The sequence below is a fragment of the Klebsiella sp. C283 genome (assembly GCF_048822555.1).
Classification (GTDB): domain Bacteria; phylum Pseudomonadota; class Gammaproteobacteria; order Enterobacterales; family Enterobacteriaceae; genus Klebsiella; species Klebsiella quasipneumoniae.
This window is the reverse complement of sequence record NZ_JBMEZS010000013.1, coordinates 62,591-81,707: the sequence shown is the minus strand read 5'-3', so window position 1 is coordinate 81,707 and position 19,117 is coordinate 62,591. Positions and strand designations below refer to the sequence as shown.

Sequence of the window (19,117 nt, the reverse complement as noted above, 5' to 3'; positions counted from 1 at the left end):
TCTTGTTGTTCGTAAAACCCCGCCTCTCCGGCGGGGTTTCTTTTTTTGATTCCTGCATCACACGCCAATAGTCAAATCCTGCCTTTCCCGCTAAAGTTAATTTTCCACGGCGCGGAAGGAGACGAAAATGCTCTATATCTTTGATTTAGGTAATGTGATTGTCGACATTGACTTCAACCGGGTATTAGGGGCCTGGAGCGATTTAACCCGCATCCCGCTGGCGACGCTGAAGCAGCATTTCACCATGGGAGAGGCTTTCCATCAGCATGAGCGCGGCGAGCTCAGCGATGAAGATTTTGCCGCCGCCATGTGCCATGAAATGAATATGTCCCTCAGCTATGAGCAGTTTGCTCACGGCTGGCAGGCGGTGTTTGTCGCGCTGCGTCCGGAAGTGATTGCGATCATGCAAAAACTGCGTGCCCAGGGCCATCGCGTGGTGGTGCTCTCCAATACCAATCGTCTTCACACCACGTTCTGGCCGGATGAATACCCGGAAGTGCGCGCTGCCGCCGATCGCATCTATCTGTCTCAGGAGATGGGAATGCGTAAGCCTGAAGCGCAAATTTATCAGCGAGTACTGGAAGAAGAGGGTTTTTCCGCCGCAGATACGGTCTTTTTTGATGATAACGTCGATAATATAGCAGGGGCTAACCGGTTGGGGATCACCAGTATTCTGGTGACCGGGAAGAAGACCATCCCTGACTATTTCGCGAAACAGCTATGCTAAGAACCGTTCATCAAAAATTACTCCACCATACCCGGCCGCTGCTGGCGTGGCTTAAGCTGCTGTGGCGGCGTATTGATGAAGACCATATGACCACCCTGGCGGGTAACCTCGCCTATGTGTCATTACTGTCCCTGGTGCCGCTGATTGCCGTCGTGTTCGCGCTGTTTGCGGCCTTCCCCATGTTCTCCGAAGTCAGCGTGCAGATCCGCCATTTTATCTTCGCCAATTTTATTCCGGCGACCGGGGATGTGATCCAGGGATATATCGAGCAGTTCGTCGCCAATTCCAGCCGCATGACCGCCGTAGGCGCCTTTGGCCTGATCGTGACCTCGCTGCTGCTGATGTACTCGATCGACAGCGCGCTAAACACCATCTGGCGCAGCACGCGCAGCCGGCCCAAAGTTTACTCCTTTGCCGTCTACTGGATGATCCTGACCCTTGGTCCGCTGCTGGCGGGCGCCAGCCTGGCGATCAGTTCCTATCTGCTGTCGCTGCGCTGGGCAAGCGACCTGGACGGCGTAATTGATAATCTGCTCCGCCTTTTCCCGCTGATCCTCTCCTGGGCAGCATTCTGGCTGCTCTACAGTATTGTACCCACCACCCAGGTGCGGAACCGCGACGCGGTGATCGGGGCGCTGGTGGCGGCGCTGCTGTTCGAGGCAGGTAAAAAAGCGTTTGCCCTCTATATCACCACCTTTCCGTCCTATCAGCTCATTTATGGCGTGATTTCGGTGGTGCCGATTTTGTTCGTCTGGGTGTACTGGACCTGGTGTATCGTCTTGCTTGGCGCTGAAATTACTGTCACTCTCGGTGAATACCGCAAACTGAAAACAGAAGAAACAGAACAACCATGATTGCATTAATTCAACGCGTATCCCGTGCAAGCGTTACCGTGGCGGACGAAGTGACGGGCGAAATTGGCCCGGGGCTTCTGGTGCTGCTGGGGGTCGAAAAAGACGATGATGAACAAAAAGCGAATCGCCTCTGCGAGCGCGTGCTGGGCTACCGCATCTTCAGCGATGCGGAGGGGAAAATGAACCTGAATGTTCAGCAGGCGGGCGGCAGCGTGCTGGTGGTTTCGCAATTTACGCTGGCGGCCGATACCGAGCGGGGGATGCGGCCGAGCTTCTCGAAAGGTGCTGCTCCGGACCGCGCTGAGGCGCTGTATGAGTATTTTGTCGCCCGCTGTCGCCAGCAGGAAATGAACACCCAGACCGGAAGATTCGCTGCGGATATGCAGGTTTCTTTGGTCAATGATGGTCCCGTGACCTTTTGGTTGCAGGTATGACCCAGCTTCCGGGCAGGCTGCGGGTAACAAAAGAGAGTACGACTATGTATCACCTTCGTGTACCGCAAACAGCAGAAGAGTTAGAGAGCTACTATCAGTTCCGTTGGGAAATGCTGCGTAAGCCGCTGCATCAGCCTAAGGGTTCGGAACGTGACGCCTGGGATGCGATGGCGCATCATCAGATGGTGGTGGATGAAGAGGGCAACCTGGTGGCCGTCGGCCGGCTATATATCAATGCGGAGAATGAAGCTTCCATTCGCTTTATGGCCGTTCATCCCTCGGTGCAGGATAAAGGGCTGGGTACGCTGATGGCGATGACCCTCGAGTCCGTCGCGCGTCAGGAAGGGGTTAAGCGGGTCACCTGTAGCGCTCGCGAAGATGCGGTAGAGTTTTTCGCCAAGCTCGGCTTTGTCAATCAGGGGGAGATTACTACCCCGACCACCACGCCGATCCGTCATTTCCTGATGATTAAACCGGTCGCGTCGCTGGACGATATTCTCCACCGCGGCGACTGGTGCGCGCAGCTACAGCAGGCGTGGTATCAGCATATCCCGCTGAGTGAAAAGATGGGCGTGCGCATTCAGCAGTACACCGGGCAGAAATTTATTACTACCATGCCGGAAGCGGGGAATCAGAATCCGCACCACACGCTGTTTGCCGGCAGCTTGTTCTCTCTCGCCACCTTAACCGGATGGGGGCTTATCTGGCTGATGCTGCGCGAGCGGCACCTGGGGGGCACCATCATTCTGGCGGATGCGCACATCCGCTACAGTCAGCCCATTAGCGGCCGCCCCAGCGCCATTGCCGACCTCGGTTCGCTGAGCGGCGATCTTGACCGTCTGGCGCGTGGGCGTAAAGCCCGCGTGCAAATGCAGGTGGAGCTTTTTGGCGACGATAAACAGGGCGCCGTATTCGAGGGGATCTACATCGTGCTGCCGGCGAAGCCCTTTGGCTCTTACGAAGAGGGCGGCAACGAGGAAGAGTAGCCCCGGGCGGTTATCGTCCTGGCGATGCTACGCGCCAGGCGATATCCCGCATGGCCTCTCGCGCGGCGCGGCTGATCCCCCCCAGCTGAAAGAAGCCGTGGATCACCCCCAGATAGCGCTGACAGGAACTCTCCACCCCTTGCGCCATCAGCCTTCGATGCAGCGCTTCGCCCTCGTCGCGTAAAGGATCGAACTCCGCCGTCAGAATATGCACCGGCGGCAGACCGTGAAAATCGTCGCGCCAGAGCGGACTGGCATCCGGATGGTTCGCCGGCGTCGAGGCGAGGTACATTTCATAGCCGCTCAGCAGCGTGTCCCGGGTAATCACATAGTCAGCGCCGTTGCTGACGTAGCTCGCCATGCTGGCGGTGGGGTCAAGCATGGGATAAATCAGAATCAGTTGCGCGGGTTGCCACGCCGTATTCGCTTTCAGGCGCAGGGCCGTTACCAGCGCGAGGTGCCCGCCGGCGCTGTCGCCAGCCAGGGTGATGCGTGATGCGTCAACGCCAAGCTGCTCCGCGTGTCGGTGGATAATCATGACACCTTGTTCTGCGTCATCGTGCGCTGCCGGAAAGGTATGCTCCGGCGCCAGGCGGTACTGCACGGCGATCACCCGGCAGCCGCTGAACCAGGCTAGCTGACGGAGCTGATTGTCGTGGGTGGCAAAGCCGCCGCTGACAAAACAGCCGCCGTGGTAGTAGATAAGTGTCGGCAACAAGCCGCTGGCGGTGGGCGGTGAAACGATGCGGAAGTTCATCCCCTCCAGCGTGATATCCTCCACCCGCACTCTGGTTTCCATCTCCCCGGCGAGCACCGCGCTGGCGATATAGCCGGCTCTCCGATCATCAATATATTGATCGCGTGATGACGGACGCTCTGCCGCAATAAACGCCTCAACCAGCGAAGCAATCCCTTTTTCCAGCGCCATGTGAAGTTCCTTATACTGTTTTAATATCCAGTGTTATAGCCTGGATTATGGCGAAAAGACAGACTTGATGAGATCGCCTTTACGTTCTGGAAAGCGGCTCGCAAAAATGCGTGTACGCCGGCCGAGGTGCTGGATACTGCGGTTTGGCACTTGTAATGTGTGACTGGTAGCTGTACGAGCCTGATTCGATTACTGTAAGCCAATGGCGTAGCAAGATGATCTTTATAGAAACGCATTGAAAGACCGGGTCGCAAGTGCTTCCCGGTTTGATGAGAACTTACTCCCCTTCGCCGGGGAACATGAACGGGTTTATTGAGCTTCTGGCGAAGCCTTCCTGCTCCATGCGGGCGTCGAGCACCAGGGATGCCAAATCGTCGGCGACGGCTTCGACTTTCGGATCCTTCTCCTGATACATAATTTTCAGGTAGGTTCCGCAGTCGCCACAGCTTTCAGCTTTCACCGCAGCCTGCTCGTTGTCCAGTGACCAGTAGTGCAGATCGCGGCTCTGTTCGCAATTGCTACATTTGACGCGTACCACGTGCCACTCGGTTTCGCACAGATTGCAGTGCAGATAGCGCAGCCCCTGGGTGGTACCGATCTGCACGATGCTGGAGACCGGCATCGAGCCGCACACCGGGCAGAACTGGCGCTGTTCGCCGTATTCGGCGCGCGCTTTCCCGGGGATCAGACTGGCCATCTGCGCCCAGTAGAGCGACAGCGCGGCCCAGATGAACGGCGCTTTATCGCTGCTGACCGAGGCGAAGTCGGAAGCAAACAGCGCGCTGGCCATCTGCTCCAGCTCCTGCTCAGAGGCTTTTTCCAGATTCTCAATCACCGCCAGCGCCGGGCCGCTCATCTCCGGCTTCAGCTCGGCAATCAGCGAGTGCAGCAGCTTATGCCAGTGTTTGTCGCGCGGCAGGACGTGGATATCCAGCGGCGGCTTGCCCTGTTCGCTGGCCGCTTTAATGCGGGCGGTGAGATCCATCTGCAGCGGATGGTCGTACAGCACCACTTCCTGGGCATGGGCGATCAGCGCGGCAAAGCGCAGATAATCGCCCAGCGGGTTGTTGGCGGCCAGCTCGCGCAGGCGTTCAGCGCGGCGGTTATACAAATTTTTCAGTCTGGGGAACAGTAGCGGCGGAATGGCTTCCGCCGTGCGTTTCTCGCTCGAACCCAGCTCGTCTTGCGGGATTATGCGAATACTCATTCAGATGACTTTTCCTGTTTCTGGCGGACCTCTCGGTACCAGCGCGGGTGATGTTTCTTCGCCCACGTACTGGTGACCCAGCCTTCCACCATCGCGGTAATGGTGCCTTTCACCCAGAGGGCGGCGTAGATATGCACCATGATAACCACAATTAACGCCACTGCGGCAAATGAATGCAGCATCAGCGCAAATCGGATCACCGGGATTGAGAAAGCCGGCGCAAAATACGGACGCCAGATGATCACACCGCTCACCAGCAGCAGTACCAGGAAGATAATCGCCGCCCAGAATACGCATTTCTGGCCGAAGTTATAGCGCCCGGTATCGCCTACCTCCTCGTTGACGACGATCTTACGAATATTCTTCGCCCAAAAGATATCATCCCGATTGATTAGGTTGTGGTGCCAGTAACGGAAAAACATGATGATGAACGACGCGAACATCACCACCCCGACGAATGGGTGGAGAATTCGCGCCAGCTGCGGCGTGCCGAGGATATGCATCAGCCAGTTAAAGGACGGGAAGAAAAAGCCTAACCCGCTTACCGCCGCCAGGATGAAGCAGAAGGCGGTGACCCAGTGGTTGATGCGTTCCGGCGCCGTGTAGCGCACGATGGTGTCACGTCGTTTCATTTGCGCACCTCGTCTTTCTCTTCATGCAGGTTGTCCTCTTCCTCTTCCGCGCGGTTCGGACCGACGCCGACGTAGTGGAAGATACTGGCTGCGAAGGTCGCGGCGAAGCCGACGGCCGCCAGCGGTTTCCAGATGCCTTTCCAGAACTTGACGGTCTGGCTGATCTCCGGGTTTTCCGGCAGGCCGTGGTACAGATTCGGCTTGTCGGCATGGTGCAGCACGTACATGACGTGGGTGCCGCCGACGCCGGCCGGATCGTACAGGCCCGCATTGTCGTAACCGCGGGTTTTCAGCTCAGCCACGCGCTCGCCGGCCAGCGTTTTCATATCCTCTTTGGAGCCAAAGTGGATGGCGCCGGTTGGGCAGGTTTTCACGCAGGCCGGTTCCTGGCCGACGGTGACGCGGTCTACGCACAGGGTACATTTGTAGACGCGGTTGTCTTCCGGGTTCAGACGTGGCACATCGAAAGGACAGCCGGCGATACAGTAACCGCAGCCGATGCACTGCTCGGACTGGAAATCGACGATGCCGTTGGCGTACTGAATGATCGCGCCTTCTGACGGGCAGGCCTTCAGGCAGCCCGGATCGGCGCAGTGCATGCAGCCATCTTTGCGGATGAGCCATTCCAGCTTGTCGTTTTGCTCCACTTCCGAGAAGCGCATTACCGTCCATGACTTGGCGGTCAGGTCCGCCGGGTTGTCATACACCCCGACGTTGTGACCGACTTCATCACGAATATCGTTCCATTCGGAGCAGGCCACCTGACAGGCTTTGCAGCCGATACAGGTGGTGACGTCGATAAGCTTCGCCACCTCCTGCTGGTGGTCCCGCGCCTGAGGCGCGGGGGTGAAACCGTTAGTCGCGGAACGACGAATAATATCTTGCGATTGATAAGCCATAAGTCGTCTCCGTTACACCTTTTCCACGTTCACGAGGAAAGCTTTGAACTCCGGCGTCTGCGTGTTCGCATCACCGACGAACGGCGTCAGGGTATTGGCAATAAAGCCTTTTTTCGCCACGCCCTCATAGCCCCAGTGAATAGGAATGCCGATGGTATCGATATCCTTACCGTCCACTTTCAGCGTGCGAATACGTTTGGTCACCACCGCCTTGGCCTTGATGTAGCCGCGGTTGGAGGAGACCTTGACGGTATCGCCATGGCTGATGCCAAGCTTATTCGCCAGTTTTTCACCGATCTCCACAAACTGCTCCGGCTGCGCGATGGCGTTAAGCAGCGCGTGCTTGGTCCAGTAGTGGAAGTGTTCGGTCAGGCGGTAAGTGGTGCCGACGTACGGGAATTTCTCCGCTTTGCCCATCTGCTCGAGATCGCCTTTGAAGACGCGAGCGGCTGGGTTAGAGACCACGTTCGGGTGCAGCGGGTTAGTCCCGAGCGGCGTTTCAAACGGCTCGTAGTGTTCCGGGAACGGTCCTTCCGCCATCTTATCGATAGCGAACAGACGGCCCATCCCTTCCGGCTGCATGATAAACGGACCGACGTCGCTGCCAGGCGCGGCGGCGCTGTAGTCCGGAATATCCACGCCGCCCCATTTCGCGCCGTCCCACTTCAGCAACTGACGTTTAGGATCCCACGGTTTACCCTGTGGGTCCGCGGAGGCGCGGTTATACAGGATGCGGCGGTTGAGCGGCCATGCCCAGGCCCAGCCCAGCGTATTGCCCAGACCGGACGGATCGGCGTTATCGCGGCGCGCCATCTGGTTGCCTTCCGGCGTCCAGCTGCCGGCGAAGATCCAGCAGCCGCTGGAGGTCGTGCCGTCGTCGCGTAGCTGTGCGAAGGAGCTCAGCTGCTGCCCTTTCTTGACGATCACCGCGCCGGTCGCCGGGTCGGTAATATCCGCCAGCGCTTTACCGTTGCTTTCCATCGCCACTTCTTCCGACGCCGGCTCATGCGGTGTGGAGTAATTCCACGTCATGTTGAGCACTGGCTCTGGCGCCGGGCCACCCTCTTCCGCATACATCTTACGCAGGCGAGTGAAGATACCGGCGAGGATTTCGCCATCGGTGACAGCGATCCCCGGGGCGTCCGCACCTTTCCAGTGCCACTGCAGCCAGCGGCCGGAGTTGACGATAGACCCGTTCTCTTCGGCGAAGCAGGTGGACGGCAGACGGAACACTTCGGTCTGGATTTTCGACGGGTCAACATCGTTCGACTCACCGTGGTTTTGCCAGAAGGTGGACGTTTCGGTATTGAGCGGGTCGATGGTCACGAGGAACTTCAGCTTCGACAGGGAAGCGACGACCTTGTTTTTGTTCGGGAACGAGGCGACCGGGTTAAAGCCCTGGCAAATATAGCCATTCACTTTGCCCTGATTCATCATCTCGAAGTACTGCAGAACGTCGTAGCTCTTATCCCACTTCGGCAGCCAGTCAAAGCCCCAGCTGTTTTCTGCTGTCGCTTTATCGCCGAAGAAGGCTTTCATCATGGAGACGAAAAACTTCGGATAGTTGCCCCAGTAGTTGACCTGGTCTTTCAGCAGCGGCTTCGGCGTGTTAGCCGTCAGGTAGGTCTGCAGGTCGGCCTGTTTTTCGTTAGGCAGCGACATGTAGCCCGGCAGGCTGGTAGAGAGCAGGCCGAGGTCGGTCAGACCCTGGATATTGGAGTGGCCGCGCAGGGCGTTGACGCCGCCGCCTGCCATCCCCATGTTGCCGAGCAGCAGCTGGATCATCGCCATGGTGCGGATGTTCTGCGCGCCGATGGAGTGCTGGGTCCAGCCGAGAGCGTACAGGAACGACGCGGTTTTATCCGGCGCGCTGGTTTCGGCAATGTATTCACAGACTTTGAGGAAGTCGGCCTTCGGCGTACCGCAGATGTTTTCGACCACATCCGGGGTATAACGGGAAACGTGCTGCTTCAGCAGGTTCCAGACGCAGCGCGGATGTTGCAGCGTGGTATCGCGTTTGGCGAAGCCGTTTTCGTCCAGCTCATAGTTCCAGCTGGTTTTGTCATACTGGCGTTTTTCTGCGTTATAGCCGCTGAACAGCCCGTCGTCGAAGCTGTAGTCCTCACGCACGATCAGGCTGGCGTTGGTGTAGGCTTCGGTGTATTCGCGGTTGAATTTTTCGTTATTCAGCAGGTACAGGATCACGCCCGACAGGAAGGTAATGTCGGTACCGGAACGAATCGGGGTATAGAAATCAGCCACCGACGCTGTACGCGTGAAGCGCGGATCGATAACGATGAGTTTGGCACCGTTATGGATTTTGGCTTCCATCGCCCAGCGGAATCCCACCGGATGCGCTTCAGCGGCGTTACCGCCCATCACCACGATCAGGTTGGCGTTCTTAATATCCACCCAGTGGTTGGTCATCGCACCGCGACCAAATGTTGGAGCAAGACTTGCTACCGTTGGTCCGTGTCAGACACGCGCCTGGTTATCCACCGCCAGCATCCCGAGGGCGCGGGTGAATTTTTGCGTTAAATAGCCGGTTTCGTTACTGGAAGCGGAGGCGCACAGCATCCCGGTGGTCAACCAGCGGTTGACGGTGGTGCCGGCGTCGTTTTGTGCGATAAAGTTGGCGTCGCGGTCCTCTTTCATCAGCTTCGCGATGCGATCGAACGCTTCGTCCCAGCTGATTTGCTGCCATTTATCGGAGCCTGGCGCGCGATATTCCGGGAATTTCAGGCGGCTTTCAGAATGGATAAAGTCCACCAGACCGGCCCCTTTCGGACAGAGCGCACCACGGTTAACCGGATGATCCGGATCGCCTTCGATATGGAAAATGGATGCTTTGGCGTTTTTTGCGCCGTCGCCGAGGCTATACATCAACAGCCCACAGCCGACAGAACAGTATGTGCAGGTGTTACGGGTTTCGCGTGTGCGCAGCAATTTGTACTGCCGTGTCTCCGCGAGCGCAGTTGCCGGGGCAAAGCCCAGCGCTGCTGCCGTGGTTCCCGCCATACCGCCAGCGCAGATCTTAAAGAACTGCCTTCTGCTGACCTGCATGGTTCGCTCCTTGTTTCGACATTGTCACATGTAGTTATTTGCTTTGCGGTGAAGGCCGCAAAGGTTCAGAATTAGGGCATATTTCCCTCATTCCTGAAGGGATAAAAACAGAATACCACATTGTGTGTATGCCTGTTCCAATACGGTTAAAGCAAAGTGAACAAGAAGCCTCTCGAACAAATCGAAAATGTGACGAATATCACAGGATATCGCCAGGTCTCCCTCTGGAAGCGCGAGGATCTGCAACACCCTCAGCCAGATGAGTTAGCGGAAGAGGTCCCCGTCGCGCTGGTCTACAACGGTATCTCCCACGTAGTGATGATGGCCACGCCGAAAGACCTCGAGCAATTCGCCGTCGGCTTCTCCTTATCCGAAGGGATTATTGAGCATCGGCGGGAGATTTTCGGCATGGACGTGGTGTCGATGTGCAACGGCCTTGAGGTGCAGATTGAACTCTCCAGCCGGCGTTTTATGGGGCTCAAAGCCCGGCGACGCGCGCTGGCCGGGCGCACCGGCTGCGGGGTATGCGGCGTCGAGCAGCTCAATGATATTGGTAAGCCGGTCCAGCCGCTGCCGTTCACCCAGACGTTCGATCTCGCCAACCTCGACCAGGCTCTGGCGCATCTTAACGACTTTCAACCGATCGGCCGACTCACCGGCTGCACCCACGCGGCCGCCTGGGTCCGGTCGACGGGCGAACTGGCGGGCGGTTTTGAAGACGTCGGCCGGCATGTGGCGCTGGATAAACTGCTCGGCCGGCGGGCGGAAATCGGCGAGGGCTGGCTGCCTGGCGCCGCGCTGGTATCCAGCCGCGCCAGCTATGAAATGGTGCAGAAAGCCGCGATGTGCGGCGTCGAGATCCTGTTCGCGGTATCAGCAGCTACCACCTTAGCGGTGGAAGTCGCCGAGCGCTGCAACCTGACGCTGGTGGGCTTTTGCAAGCCGGGCAGGGCGACGATCTACACCCACCCGCAGCGTTTGAATGCGGGTTAAAAGTTGATCAGTAAATTTGAACAATGACAGCAAATCCTTCCGCTTTTTGTTTGGTGATGTGCGGGCTACTATTTAACACATCAAGGCACAACGCCTTATCTAAACAACTAAATGAAAGGGTTTATCTCATGAAAAGCATCAAAACTTTTGTCGCAGTAATCGCTATGGCCGCCTCTTTTGCTTCCTTCGCCGCTGAAACCGTCACCGCTACCGCGGCAACGATGGACGGCGCGGAAGCGAAAATCGCCGCACAGGCCCAGGCAGCAGGCGCTTCGTCTTACAAAATTACCGAAGCGTTTACCGGCAACCGCGTGCATATGACTGCGGAACTGAACAAATAAGCGTAACGCTACTGTCGAAAGAGCGCCTCAGGGCGCTTTTTTTGTTTCCGCTTTGGCAAAAAACAGCCACTATTTCCCACCGCCGCGAAAAAAATGTGGCAGTACTCACGTTTCCGTTCTTTTCTTAAATCCCCATTATTACCGCAAATGAAACATCTTCAATGCTGAATATCTCGATGTTTTAACGCTATGAAATATAAAGATATTAAAACCAGAAAGCGATGAAGATCACTCTCTTTTAATGAGATGTTTATCACAAAAATAAGTGTGATATCACTCCTGTCAACTATTCACGGACCTAATTTAATACGCATTATGTGATCTCCATTGCAAATAGAAGTCTTGCAGTCAGGGAAAAATGTCGTCAGGCAAATGAGCGAGGAAGCGTCATGAAAATTGGCATCGTTATTAGCGGCGGGGATGTTTCGGGAATGAATAATTTTATATTCCAGATTGCCAGGCAGGCTGATGCCGAGATCACCCTGTTTAATGGCGGTATTCCTGGCCTGCTGGAGAAAAATCATCAGGATATCGCGTGGCGCGATCTGGTTGATTTCTCTATTACCGCTGTGCCGATCATTACCTCCGGACGCACCAGTCGCAAACTGCAGCGCAGCGAATATGAAATGATTGCTAAAAAACTTAAATCGTTGCGTATTGATGTGCTTATTATGGCCGGGGGGGATGGCAGCCTGCAGTTTCTCAATACCCTAAGTGAATTTGATATTAATTGCTTTGGCGTGGGAATGACTATCGATAATGATGTGTATGGCAGTGATTATACGATTGGTTTTTCCACGGCCTGCGAGCAGATTATTAAAGAAGTCTCCCGTTTAAGAAATACCGGAAGAGCGCTGCCGGGGCGGGTTTTTATGGTTGAGATATTAGGAGGTTATTGTGGAGAACTAACGTTACAGTCCGCCATTAAATGCAATGCGGATATTGCCCTGATCCCGGAGGCGCAGATGCCGCTGGCCATGCTTGCGGAACGGATTACCCGGAAGCTGAGCATGCAGAACAGCGTCGTTATCCTCTGCTCAGAAGGCTACACCAAAGAGTACTCTCCCGGCTTTCAGGGAGCGATTGATACCATGATCAAACAGCTGGAACCGCAAATTGGCGTCCGTATCCGTAAAACGATTGTCGGCTATGGCTTACGCAGCGGTGAACCGACCTGTGAAGAGATTTATCAGGGCACCATTATGGCCAGTGAGGTGGTTCGCTGTATTCAGTCAGGTATGAAAAATAAAGCCATAATAATTAATTCCAGTAATAAACCTATTCCGATTGATTTAGTCAGTATGAAAAAACGTCTGGTCGATACTGAAGGACATCATTATAAACTTGCCAAGCAACTCAATATTATTTGAGGAGACCCTCCATGCTGAAAATTTTATGCGTATGTGGCTGCGGCCTCGGTTCAAGCTTTGCCATTGAAATGACGGCGAAGGCAGTTTTAAAAAAGCTGGAAATTCCCGCTCATATTGAACACACCACCGTATCCGAAGCCGGAGCCTTTAAATCGGATATGATTTTGACGCAAAAAACCTTTGCCGACATCTTAACCGCCGATGCCACTGAAGAGGAAATTAAACGCGTCGTGGTGCTCAATAAACTTACGGATAAAGAGGAAATTGAAACCAAAATCGTCGCATTCTTAAAAGAACGTCATCTGAAGGTGGCTGATTATGAATAGCTTCGTTGCGTTTATCGTTAAGGATTTACTTGGTCAGGCATCTATTCTTATTGCTTTTATTGCCATGCTTGGCCTGATCCTGCAAAAGAAATCCCCGGGCAAAACCGCGGAAGGGACGTTTAAAACGCTGCTCGGCTTCTTAATTATGATGGCCGGGATCAACATCATTGTCGCCACGCTAACCTTCCTCAACGATATCTTCACCCAGGGGTTTGGCATGAAGGGCTACATTACCGATGTGGCCGCCATCGCCGGGTTAGCGAATCGGGAATTAGGTTCGGAAGTGGCGCTGACGCTGCTGGTGATCTTTGCCGTCAATATAATTATCGCCCGTCTGACGCCGCTAAAATATATTTTCCTGACCGGTCAGGCGCTGCTGTGGATGGCGACGATCGGCGCCGTGATTGGCTATAAATCCGGGCTCACCGGCGTACCGCTGATTTTAACCGGGGGCATCTTCGGCGGCGTGATGGCGGTGTTAATGCCGGCCCTGGCGCAGCCGGTGGTCAGGCGCATAACCGGGTCTGACGACGTAGCCCTGGGGCACTTCTGTACCATCGGTTATCTGGTGCAGGCCGCCGTCGCGAAGGTCGTCGGCAAAGGCTCCCGCTCCACGGAAGATCTCGAGCTGCCTGATAACTTTAAGTTTCTGCAGGATACCTATCTGGCCATGGCGGTGGTGATGGTGCCGATGTATCTCATCCCGGCTATCGCGGCGGGCCCCCAGTACATCGCGCAGTTCTCCGGCGGGATTAACTACCTGATGTATGCCTTTATGCAGTCCATTCAGTTTGTCGCCGGGGTCTTTGTCCTCTATAGCGGCGTGCGTTTATTGCTCAATGAGCTGGTGCCGGCCTTTCGCGGTATCGCGATGCGTATTGTTCCGGATGCGAAGCCGGCTCTCGATTGCCCGGTACTGTTTCCTTATGCGCCGAATGCGGTGATTGTCGGATTTCTGGCGACGACCGTCGGCTCGATTATCGGCATGCTGATCTTCCCAATGTTCGGTCTGGCGATGATCCTCCCCGGGCTGTTAACCAACTTTTTCGCCGGCGGCACGGCAGGGGTATTTGGCAACGCGCTGGGCGGACGCCGCGGGGCAATGATCGGCGGGGTTATTCACGGTCTGTTTATCACGTTTCTGCCGGCCATTCTGGTGCCCATGCTGGAGAGTTACGGCTTTACGGGCGTCACCTTCAGCGACTCTGACGTCATCAGCTCGGGTCTGGTATTAGGCCACGCCTTCCAGAATAACTGGCTCTTTGTCGCCTTATTTATTGTGTTTGTCGCCGCACTGGCATGGTTTGTCAACGGGAAATCCGCTAAGCCGAAAGGGGAAAATGTTCATGAGTCTGTATAATTTCAATGAGATTTTAAAAATCGCCCAAGAGAGAAATTTTAAAGCGATTGGCTCGTTTAACTTGCACTGTATTGAGATGCTACCGGCATTTTTCAAAGCCGCGCAAAACAGCCACAGCCCGTTAATGATCCAAATTTCAACCGGGACCGCGGAGTACCTCGGCTATCGTTTGCTGGTCGACGCCGTGCGTTCATTAGCGGACAGTGAAAATATTCCAACCTGTCTGCATCTTGACCACTGCTCAGATATTAAGGCCATCGAGACGGCAATGAACGCGGGCTTTTCGTCGGTGATGTACGACGGCTCACATTTAAGCCTTGAGGAAAATATCGGTAATACGCGAATAGTGGTGGAGATGGCCCGCCCGCGCAATATTACGGTAGAAGGCGAACTGGGGGCGATCGGTGGGTCAGAGGATGGAAAAGCGGTGGCGGCGGAAGATATCTGTTTTACCACCGTCGAAGACGCGAAACGCTTTGTGGAGGAGACCCAGGTCGATATGCTGGCCGTCTCGGTGGGCACTGTGCATGGCCTCTACACCGGTAAAGCGCAGATACAGCACCAGCGGCTGAAACAGATTAGCGCGGCGACCGGCGTGCCGCTGGTGCTGCACGGCGGTACCGGCGTCAGCGACGAGGATATGCGGCTGGCCGTCACCGAAGGGATTAATAAAGTGAACGTCGGGACGGAAATGAACGTGCAGTGGGTTGACCGCTGTAAAACGATGTTTGAGAAAGGGAAAGTGAATGACAGCGTACGGAAATTCTTAATTCCCGCCAACCAGGCTGTCACTGATGTCTTAATGGAAAAAATGGCGTTATTTAAATAACGTTTTCTCCGTCACTCTCAATTTCGTTGCCCTGTCTTCCGCCAGGGAGGGAACTTGCTATGTTTGAATCATTGAAAACGTTGTGGAAAAAAGAGCAAACCCCGCTGCAGGATTATGATCAACAGTCCCGTCAGTTGGCGGAGGAGATTGTCAGGCTGGAAGGCGAACTACAGCGCCAGCCTGGCAATAGCGAGGTGCAAAAAACATTGATGCTGACTTACAACCGGGCGCTATCCATATATGCCAAAAGCACCACCCACCGGCAGGATATCGATACGCTGTTTCTGCAGATTGATAATTTACGCAATATTATTCGCCGCAATATTTAGGAATACAGAATGACCATAAAAGAACTGCTTATTGAGGCCGATGCCATTCAGGTTGGCGTTGTGGAGTCCGACTGGCAGCGGGTAATAAAGCTGGCTGCCCGCCCGCTGGAGGCAAAAGGCTTTATTTCGACCGAATATAGCCAGGCGGTGATCGACAATACCCTGAACCATGGCGCCTATTACGTTTTCGATGAAGGTATTGCTATCCCCCATGCCCGACCCGAGTGCGGCGTCAGACGCAACTGCTTTAGCCTGGTGCTGTTGGAAAAGCCGATTCCCTTTGCAGACAGTGAAAAGGCCGACATTGTCATTATGTTTGGCGCCCGGGATAGCAATGCGCATATCGAGGAGGGGATCCGCTCCATCGTCGCGCTGCTGGATAACAATGACACGATGGCCAAACTGCGGATGGCCCGCAGCCGGGAGGAGGTTGTCGCATTACTATGAACAGACATCTGACCCCAGTCTGCAAAACGGCTATTTTAATCAACGGCATTCCGGCTTCGGGGAAGAGTACCATCACCCGTTTGCTGGCGGAGACCTTCAGCCTGCCGGTATTGACGATCGACGGCATCAAAGAGCCGTTTATGGCGCGTCTGGCCCCGGTCGACCGGCCAATGAATCGCCAACTGGGCTGTGCGGCGTATGAGGTGATCTGGTCGATTGTCGGCGCATCGCCTGCCAGCATGGTCTGGTTGATCGACGCCTGGTTCGGCTTCCAGCCCCGGGAGACCTTGCAAAAATTGCTGCAGCAGGCGGGCGTGGAGCAGGTGATTGAGATCTGGAACCATATCTCCCCCGAGCTGGCGGTCGCGCGCTATGCCTCGCGGCTGGCGACGCGGTCGCCGGGCCACCCCGGCGAAGAGTATCTGCCGGAGCTGGCCCAACTGGCCGGGCGTGCGCAGCCCATGTCTTTAGGGCCCCTTCTGACGATAGACCAGCGGCGCCCGCTGGAGATAACGCCGGTTATTCACTGGCTTGAAGGCACAATTAGCGGACAACGCACCGGCCTGGCGAATTTCGCATACCCGTCCTAGGGCATACCCGCCAGCCGCAGCAGCGCCGTCACCACCGCCGCGGCGATAATTACACCGATCAGCGGCACCTTGCGCCAGGCGAGGAACACGGCGACGGCAACGCCCAGAACGCGCGCCATGCCGGCGAAATGCGCGCCGTCATAGAAAGTGGTGGCCAGGGCGACGGAAAAAAGCAGCACCGTCGCCGCATCGGAAAGCAGCGCCTGCGAGCGCTCGGAAAAGGCCAGCCGATTACCAAGCTTCGCGCCGCCAAGACGCATCAGATAGGTTCCCAGCGACAGGATGGCGATACCGGCGATAAACAGCGTCATATTGCCCATTATTTTTTCCTCGACAGTAAACCAAACAGCGAGAGCAGCACCGGCAGCCCGGTAGGCGCAAACGGCACGGCGGCAAGCGCCAGCGCGGCGCCGCTGGCGGCGCGGATCAGCGTGGTACGGTTTTTAAAGGCCGGGATCACCAGCGCCAGCAGGATTGCCGGGAAGACCGCATCGAGCCCGATGGTCTCCGGCGCCGGCAGCAGTTTGCCGACGGCCGCGCCGGTGAGCGTACCCAAAGGCCAGATCAGCGCCACGCCGGCGCCGCACAGCCAGTAGGCCGCTTTGCGCTGCGCGGGGGTGGGCTGCGACAAGCCAAAGACCACGCTCTCGTCGTTCATAATGTGGCACCCGATAAAGCTTAAGGCGCGCTGACCCACCAGTTCGCGCACGGTCACCCCGAAAGGGATATGACGCGCGTTGACTAACAGGCCAGCGGCGGCGGCGGCCAGTGGGCTACCGCCGCTGGCGACAATGCCGATAAACATAAATTCAGAGGCGCCCGCCAGCACGGACACCGAAAGCACGAGCGGCACCCATAAGGGGAAGCCGTAAGCCACCGCCAGCGACCCATAGGACATGCCCACCACCCCGACGGCGAGGCAAACTAAAGCAATCGCTTTTATCGTGTCTCCGCTGAGACTGGAGAGAGTTTGTTTCATATCACTTAGCCATATCGAACGAATTTCCATTATAATGAACACATAATAATCGTTTTTCAAGGCGAACGAATCGTTCGATATAAAAAACAAAGGGGCGGGTATGACACAGCCAATCAGCGTTATCGCCAAAAGTCTGGTGCGGGAGCGGGCGCGGACCGGGCTTTCGCTGGCGGAAGTCGCGCGTCGGGCGGGTATCGCCAAATCCACGCTATCGCAACTGGAGTCCGGCAACGGTAATCCTAGTCTGGAAACGCTGTGGTCGCTCTGCGTGGCGCTGGATATTCCATTTGCCCGGCTGCTTGAGCCGCAGCTGAACAAAACGCAGGTGATCCGCCGCGGCGAGGGGACAAAAGTGGTGGCGGAGCAGGCGAACTATCAGGCTATTTTGCTGGCCGCCTGTCCGCCCGGCGCGCGTAGGGACATCTATTTGCTGCTCACCCAGCCCGGCGCCGACCGCATTTCGCATCCGCATCCGCCAGGGTCAGTGGAACATATTATCGTCACTCAGGGGCGCGCGCGGGTAGGATTGACGTCGGCGCCGGAAGAGCTCGGCGAGGGCGACTATATCTGCTACCCGGCGGATCAGGAGCATGTGTTTCAGGCCCTGGAGCCGGATACGCAGGCGCTGCTGATCGCTGAGCAAAACTGACATCGCACCGGCGGGCGTCGCGCTCTCGCTGGACGCCATAGCCGTATTGCGGGACACTAGCCGCATTCTTCCGCGAAGACAGGCATACCTATGTCGCTGAAAGCCATTGCTAAAGAACTTGGGATCTCGGTTACGACCGTCAGCCGCGCGTTAAACGGCTATGATGATGTGTCGCAGGAGACCCGTGCTCGCGTCGAGGCTGAAGCGCAGCGTCGCGGATATCGGCCAAACACGTTCGCGCGTCGCCTGAAAATGGGCAAAATCGACGCCGTTGGCCTCGTGTTCCCGGTACGTCCCGCGCCGCTGAATAACAACGTCTTTCTCGAAATGGTGGGAGAAATCAGCCACGAACTGGCGCGCTATGAGATTGATTTACTGCTGATCGCCGATGATGAACAGGCCGATAAGCACGGGTATATGCGCATGGTGCAGAGCCGTCGCGTCGATGCGCTGATCGTCGCGCATACCCTGGACGACGACCCGCGCCTGATTCAGCTGCTCTCTTCCGGCTTTCCTTTCCTCGCGCTGGGCCGTAGCCGCCTGCCGCAGCCCTACGCCTGGTTTGATTTCGATAACCAGGCGGGTACCTACCGCGCCACCCGCCATCTGATTAGCCAGGGGCATCGGCGCATCGCGCTGCTGAGTGAAAATAATAATCAGGCGTTTATTACCCAACGGCGCAACGGTTACCTGGAAGCCCTGCGCGAAGCGGGCCTGGCGGAAACCTGGCTGCGCAGTGTGCCGCCCACCCGCCGCGGCGGGTTTCAGGCAACGATGGAGCTGCTGCGCTTGCCTGAACCGCCAACGGCGATTGTCACCGACTGCAACACCCATGGCGACGGCGCGGCGATGGCCCTGGCTCAGCTCGGGCGTCTTACCGGCGCCGATCGCGTCTCACTGGTGGTCTACGACGGTTTGCCGCAGGACAGCATCATCGACACCCCGGTAGGCGCAGTGGTTCAGTCCACCCGACAGGGGGTGGGCCGCCAGATAGCCACGATGGTCCGCCGCTTAATCGCCGGCGAGGATCTGGCCTCGCTCCAGGTGCTCTGGCAGCCCGAATTCATCCCCGGCGAAACCGCCTGATACCGCTCTCCACAGATTAATTTCCTGAACTCGATCACGGATCCGAAACGTTTTGGTTGGTGTCCGAAACGTTTCGGATCAACAGTAA

General features: G+C 56.4%; 22 protein-coding genes. 15 read left to right on the top strand and 7 right to left on the bottom strand.

The window, feature by feature from the left end; translation table 11 throughout:
- The first annotated feature begins 127 nt into the window (after positions 1 to 127).
- The 4 genes from yihX to fabY are packed head-to-tail and all read left to right on the top strand — an operon-like array spanning position 128 to position 3,001.
- A complete protein-coding gene (gene yihX / locus ACOI7Z_RS23330; RefSeq protein WP_017899838.1) occupies positions 128 to 727 on the top strand; it encodes a glucose-1-phosphatase in 600 nt (199 codons plus the stop codon).
- Entirely contained in the window at positions 721 to 1,581 is an 861-nt protein-coding gene (locus ACOI7Z_RS23325) for a virulence factor BrkB family protein (protein WP_004203625.1), read from the top strand. Before yihX ends, ACOI7Z_RS23325 begins: the two co-directional genes overlap by 7 nt.
- On the top strand, positions 1,578 to 2,015 hold the full coding sequence (dtd, locus tag ACOI7Z_RS23320) for a D-aminoacyl-tRNA deacylase (protein ID WP_004203627.1): 438 nt from the start codon (positions 1,578 to 1,580) through the stop codon (positions 2,013 to 2,015). The genes ACOI7Z_RS23325 and dtd overlap by 4 nt, the downstream gene beginning before the upstream one ends.
- A 44-nt stretch (positions 2,016 to 2,059) precedes the next feature.
- Positions 2,060 to 3,001, top strand: coding sequence for a fatty acid biosynthesis protein FabY (gene fabY / locus ACOI7Z_RS23315; protein WP_004178031.1), 942 nt, complete (start codon positions 2,060 to 2,062; stop codon positions 2,999 to 3,001).
- Between the two features lie 10 nt (positions 3,002 to 3,011).
- On the opposite strand, the gene ACOI7Z_RS23310 is transcribed toward fabY, so the two are convergent.
- The 5 genes from ACOI7Z_RS23310 to fdnG all read right to left on the bottom strand — a co-directional run bounded on the left by ACOI7Z_RS23310 (position 3,012) and on the right by fdnG (position 9,730).
- A complete protein-coding gene (locus ACOI7Z_RS23310) occupies positions 3,012 to 3,929 on the bottom strand; it encodes an alpha/beta hydrolase (RefSeq protein ID WP_065883488.1) in 918 nt (305 codons plus the stop codon).
- A gap of 277 nt (positions 3,930 to 4,206) precedes the next feature.
- A complete protein-coding gene (gene fdhE / locus ACOI7Z_RS23305; RefSeq protein WP_004203631.1) occupies positions 4,207 to 5,136 on the bottom strand; it encodes a formate dehydrogenase accessory protein FdhE in 930 nt (309 codons plus the stop codon).
- The gene (gene fdoI, locus ACOI7Z_RS23300; RefSeq protein WP_004203632.1) at positions 5,133 to 5,768 is read right to left on the bottom strand and encodes a formate dehydrogenase cytochrome b556 subunit; all 636 of its coding nucleotides are present in this window, start codon (positions 5,766 to 5,768) and stop codon (positions 5,133 to 5,135) included. The genes fdhE and fdoI overlap by 4 nt, the downstream gene beginning before the upstream one ends.
- Entirely contained in the window at positions 5,765 to 6,667 is a 903-nt protein-coding gene (fdxH, locus tag ACOI7Z_RS23295) for a formate dehydrogenase subunit beta (protein ID WP_002882822.1), read from the bottom strand. The genes fdoI and fdxH overlap by 4 nt, the downstream gene beginning before the upstream one ends.
- 12 nt (positions 6,668 to 6,679) lie before the next feature.
- Complete coding sequence (gene fdnG / locus ACOI7Z_RS23290; protein WP_085956538.1) at positions 6,680 to 9,730, bottom strand: formate dehydrogenase-N subunit alpha; 3,051 nt, start codon at positions 9,728 to 9,730, stop codon at positions 6,680 to 6,682.
- Between the two features lie 156 nt (positions 9,731 to 9,886).
- Between fdnG and fdhD the strand changes: the two genes are divergently transcribed.
- The 9 genes from fdhD (at position 9,887) to ACOI7Z_RS23245 (ending at position 16,315) form a co-directional block, all read left to right on the top strand.
- On the top strand, positions 9,887 to 10,723 hold the full coding sequence (gene fdhD, locus ACOI7Z_RS23285; protein ID WP_023291500.1) for a formate dehydrogenase accessory sulfurtransferase FdhD: 837 nt from the start codon (positions 9,887 to 9,889) through the stop codon (positions 10,721 to 10,723).
- Between the two features lie 128 nt (positions 10,724 to 10,851).
- The gene (locus ACOI7Z_RS23280; protein ID WP_004203637.1) at positions 10,852 to 11,064 is read left to right on the top strand and encodes a YdgH/BhsA/McbA-like domain containing protein; all 213 of its coding nucleotides are present in this window, start codon (positions 10,852 to 10,854) and stop codon (positions 11,062 to 11,064) included.
- 389 nt (positions 11,065 to 11,453) lie between these two features.
- On the top strand, positions 11,454 to 12,434 hold the full coding sequence (locus tag ACOI7Z_RS23275; protein ID WP_032454459.1) for a 6-phosphofructokinase: 981 nt from the start codon (positions 11,454 to 11,456) through the stop codon (positions 12,432 to 12,434).
- Positions 12,435 to 12,445: 11 nt separating this feature from the next.
- The gene (locus ACOI7Z_RS23270) at positions 12,446 to 12,760 is read left to right on the top strand and encodes a PTS sugar transporter subunit IIB (protein ID WP_004203640.1); all 315 of its coding nucleotides are present in this window, start codon (positions 12,446 to 12,448) and stop codon (positions 12,758 to 12,760) included.
- The gene (locus ACOI7Z_RS23265; protein ID WP_023291503.1) at positions 12,753 to 14,120 is read left to right on the top strand and encodes a PTS sugar transporter subunit IIC; all 1,368 of its coding nucleotides are present in this window, start codon (positions 12,753 to 12,755) and stop codon (positions 14,118 to 14,120) included. Before ACOI7Z_RS23270 ends, ACOI7Z_RS23265 begins: the two co-directional genes overlap by 8 nt.
- Positions 14,107 to 14,949: a class II fructose-bisphosphate aldolase gene (locus ACOI7Z_RS23260; RefSeq protein WP_087849064.1), complete on the top strand. Its 843-nt coding sequence runs from the start codon at positions 14,107 to 14,109 to the stop codon at positions 14,947 to 14,949. Before ACOI7Z_RS23265 ends, ACOI7Z_RS23260 begins: the two co-directional genes overlap by 14 nt.
- 59 nt (positions 14,950 to 15,008) lie before the next feature.
- Positions 15,009 to 15,278, top strand: a complete 270-nt coding sequence (locus ACOI7Z_RS23255) for a hypothetical protein (protein ID WP_065883481.1) — start codon at positions 15,009 to 15,011, stop codon at positions 15,276 to 15,278.
- A 9-nt stretch (positions 15,279 to 15,287) separates the two neighbouring features.
- Positions 15,288 to 15,725 carry a PTS sugar transporter subunit IIA gene (locus ACOI7Z_RS23250; protein WP_004203645.1) on the top strand — a complete coding sequence of 146 codons (438 nt, stop codon included), beginning with the start codon at positions 15,288 to 15,290 and terminating at the stop codon, positions 15,723 to 15,725.
- Positions 15,722 to 16,315, top strand: a complete 594-nt coding sequence (locus tag ACOI7Z_RS23245; RefSeq protein WP_044520894.1) for an AAA family ATPase — start codon at positions 15,722 to 15,724, stop codon at positions 16,313 to 16,315. The genes ACOI7Z_RS23250 and ACOI7Z_RS23245 overlap by 4 nt, the downstream gene beginning before the upstream one ends.
- On the opposite strand, the gene ACOI7Z_RS23240 is transcribed toward ACOI7Z_RS23245, so the two are convergent.
- Both ACOI7Z_RS23240 and ACOI7Z_RS23235 read right to left on the bottom strand, forming a co-directional pair.
- Positions 16,312 to 16,635, bottom strand: coding sequence for an AzlD domain-containing protein (locus ACOI7Z_RS23240; RefSeq protein ID WP_087849063.1), 324 nt, complete (start codon positions 16,633 to 16,635; stop codon positions 16,312 to 16,314). The genes ACOI7Z_RS23245 and ACOI7Z_RS23240 overlap by 4 nt on opposite strands.
- Positions 16,635 to 17,294 carry an AzlC family ABC transporter permease gene (locus tag ACOI7Z_RS23235; protein WP_044520898.1) on the bottom strand — a complete coding sequence of 220 codons (660 nt, stop codon included), beginning with the start codon at positions 17,292 to 17,294 and terminating at the stop codon, positions 16,635 to 16,637. Before ACOI7Z_RS23235 ends, ACOI7Z_RS23240 begins: the two co-directional genes overlap by 1 nt.
- Before the next feature lie 100 nt (positions 17,295 to 17,394).
- On the opposite strand from ACOI7Z_RS23235, the gene ACOI7Z_RS23230 reads away from it, so the two are divergent.
- The gene (locus tag ACOI7Z_RS23230) at positions 17,395 to 17,943 is read left to right on the top strand and encodes a helix-turn-helix domain-containing protein (protein WP_087849062.1); all 549 of its coding nucleotides are present in this window, start codon (positions 17,395 to 17,397) and stop codon (positions 17,941 to 17,943) included.
- A 90-nt stretch (positions 17,944 to 18,033) separates the two neighbouring features.
- The gene (locus ACOI7Z_RS23225; RefSeq protein WP_032454463.1) at positions 18,034 to 19,029 is read left to right on the top strand and encodes a substrate-binding domain-containing protein; all 996 of its coding nucleotides are present in this window, start codon (positions 18,034 to 18,036) and stop codon (positions 19,027 to 19,029) included.
- The last annotated feature ends 88 nt before the right edge of the window (positions 19,030 to 19,117 follow it).

Coding starts and splice junctions, on each gene's coding strand:
- yihX (WP_017899838.1), top strand. CDS start 128: ATGCTCTATATCTTTGATTTAGGTAATGTGATTGTCGACATTGACTTC.
- ACOI7Z_RS23325 (WP_004203625.1), top strand. CDS start 721: ATGCTAAGAACCGTTCATCAAAAATTACTCCACCATACCCGGCCGCTG.
- dtd (WP_004203627.1), top strand. CDS start 1,578: ATGATTGCATTAATTCAACGCGTATCCCGTGCAAGCGTTACCGTGGCG.
- fabY (WP_004178031.1), top strand. CDS start 2,060: ATGTATCACCTTCGTGTACCGCAAACAGCAGAAGAGTTAGAGAGCTAC.
- ACOI7Z_RS23310 (WP_065883488.1), bottom strand. CDS start 3,929: ATGGCGCTGGAAAAAGGGATTGCTTCGCTGGTTGAGGCGTTTATTGCG.
- fdhE (WP_004203631.1), bottom strand. CDS start 5,136: ATGAGTATTCGCATAATCCCGCAAGACGAGCTGGGTTCGAGCGAGAAA.
- fdoI (WP_004203632.1), bottom strand. CDS start 5,768: ATGAAACGACGTGACACCATCGTGCGCTACACGGCGCCGGAACGCATC.
- fdxH (WP_002882822.1), bottom strand. CDS start 6,667: ATGGCTTATCAATCGCAAGATATTATTCGTCGTTCCGCGACTAACGGT.
- ACOI7Z_RS23280 (WP_004203637.1), top strand. CDS start 10,852: ATGAAAAGCATCAAAACTTTTGTCGCAGTAATCGCTATGGCCGCCTCT.
- ACOI7Z_RS23275 (WP_032454459.1), top strand. CDS start 11,454: ATGAAAATTGGCATCGTTATTAGCGGCGGGGATGTTTCGGGAATGAAT.
- ACOI7Z_RS23270 (WP_004203640.1), top strand. CDS start 12,446: ATGCTGAAAATTTTATGCGTATGTGGCTGCGGCCTCGGTTCAAGCTTT.
- ACOI7Z_RS23265 (WP_023291503.1), top strand. CDS start 12,753: ATGAATAGCTTCGTTGCGTTTATCGTTAAGGATTTACTTGGTCAGGCA.
- ACOI7Z_RS23260 (WP_087849064.1), top strand. CDS start 14,107: ATGAGTCTGTATAATTTCAATGAGATTTTAAAAATCGCCCAAGAGAGA.
- ACOI7Z_RS23255 (WP_065883481.1), top strand. CDS start 15,009: ATGTTTGAATCATTGAAAACGTTGTGGAAAAAAGAGCAAACCCCGCTG.
- ACOI7Z_RS23250 (WP_004203645.1), top strand. CDS start 15,288: ATGACCATAAAAGAACTGCTTATTGAGGCCGATGCCATTCAGGTTGGC.
- ACOI7Z_RS23245 (WP_044520894.1), top strand. CDS start 15,722: ATGAACAGACATCTGACCCCAGTCTGCAAAACGGCTATTTTAATCAAC.
- ACOI7Z_RS23240 (WP_087849063.1), bottom strand. CDS start 16,635: ATGGGCAATATGACGCTGTTTATCGCCGGTATCGCCATCCTGTCGCTG.
- ACOI7Z_RS23235 (WP_044520898.1), bottom strand. CDS start 17,294: ATGAAACAAACTCTCTCCAGTCTCAGCGGAGACACGATAAAAGCGATT.
- ACOI7Z_RS23230 (WP_087849062.1), top strand. CDS start 17,395: ATGACACAGCCAATCAGCGTTATCGCCAAAAGTCTGGTGCGGGAGCGG.
- ACOI7Z_RS23225 (WP_032454463.1), top strand. CDS start 18,034: ATGTCGCTGAAAGCCATTGCTAAAGAACTTGGGATCTCGGTTACGACC.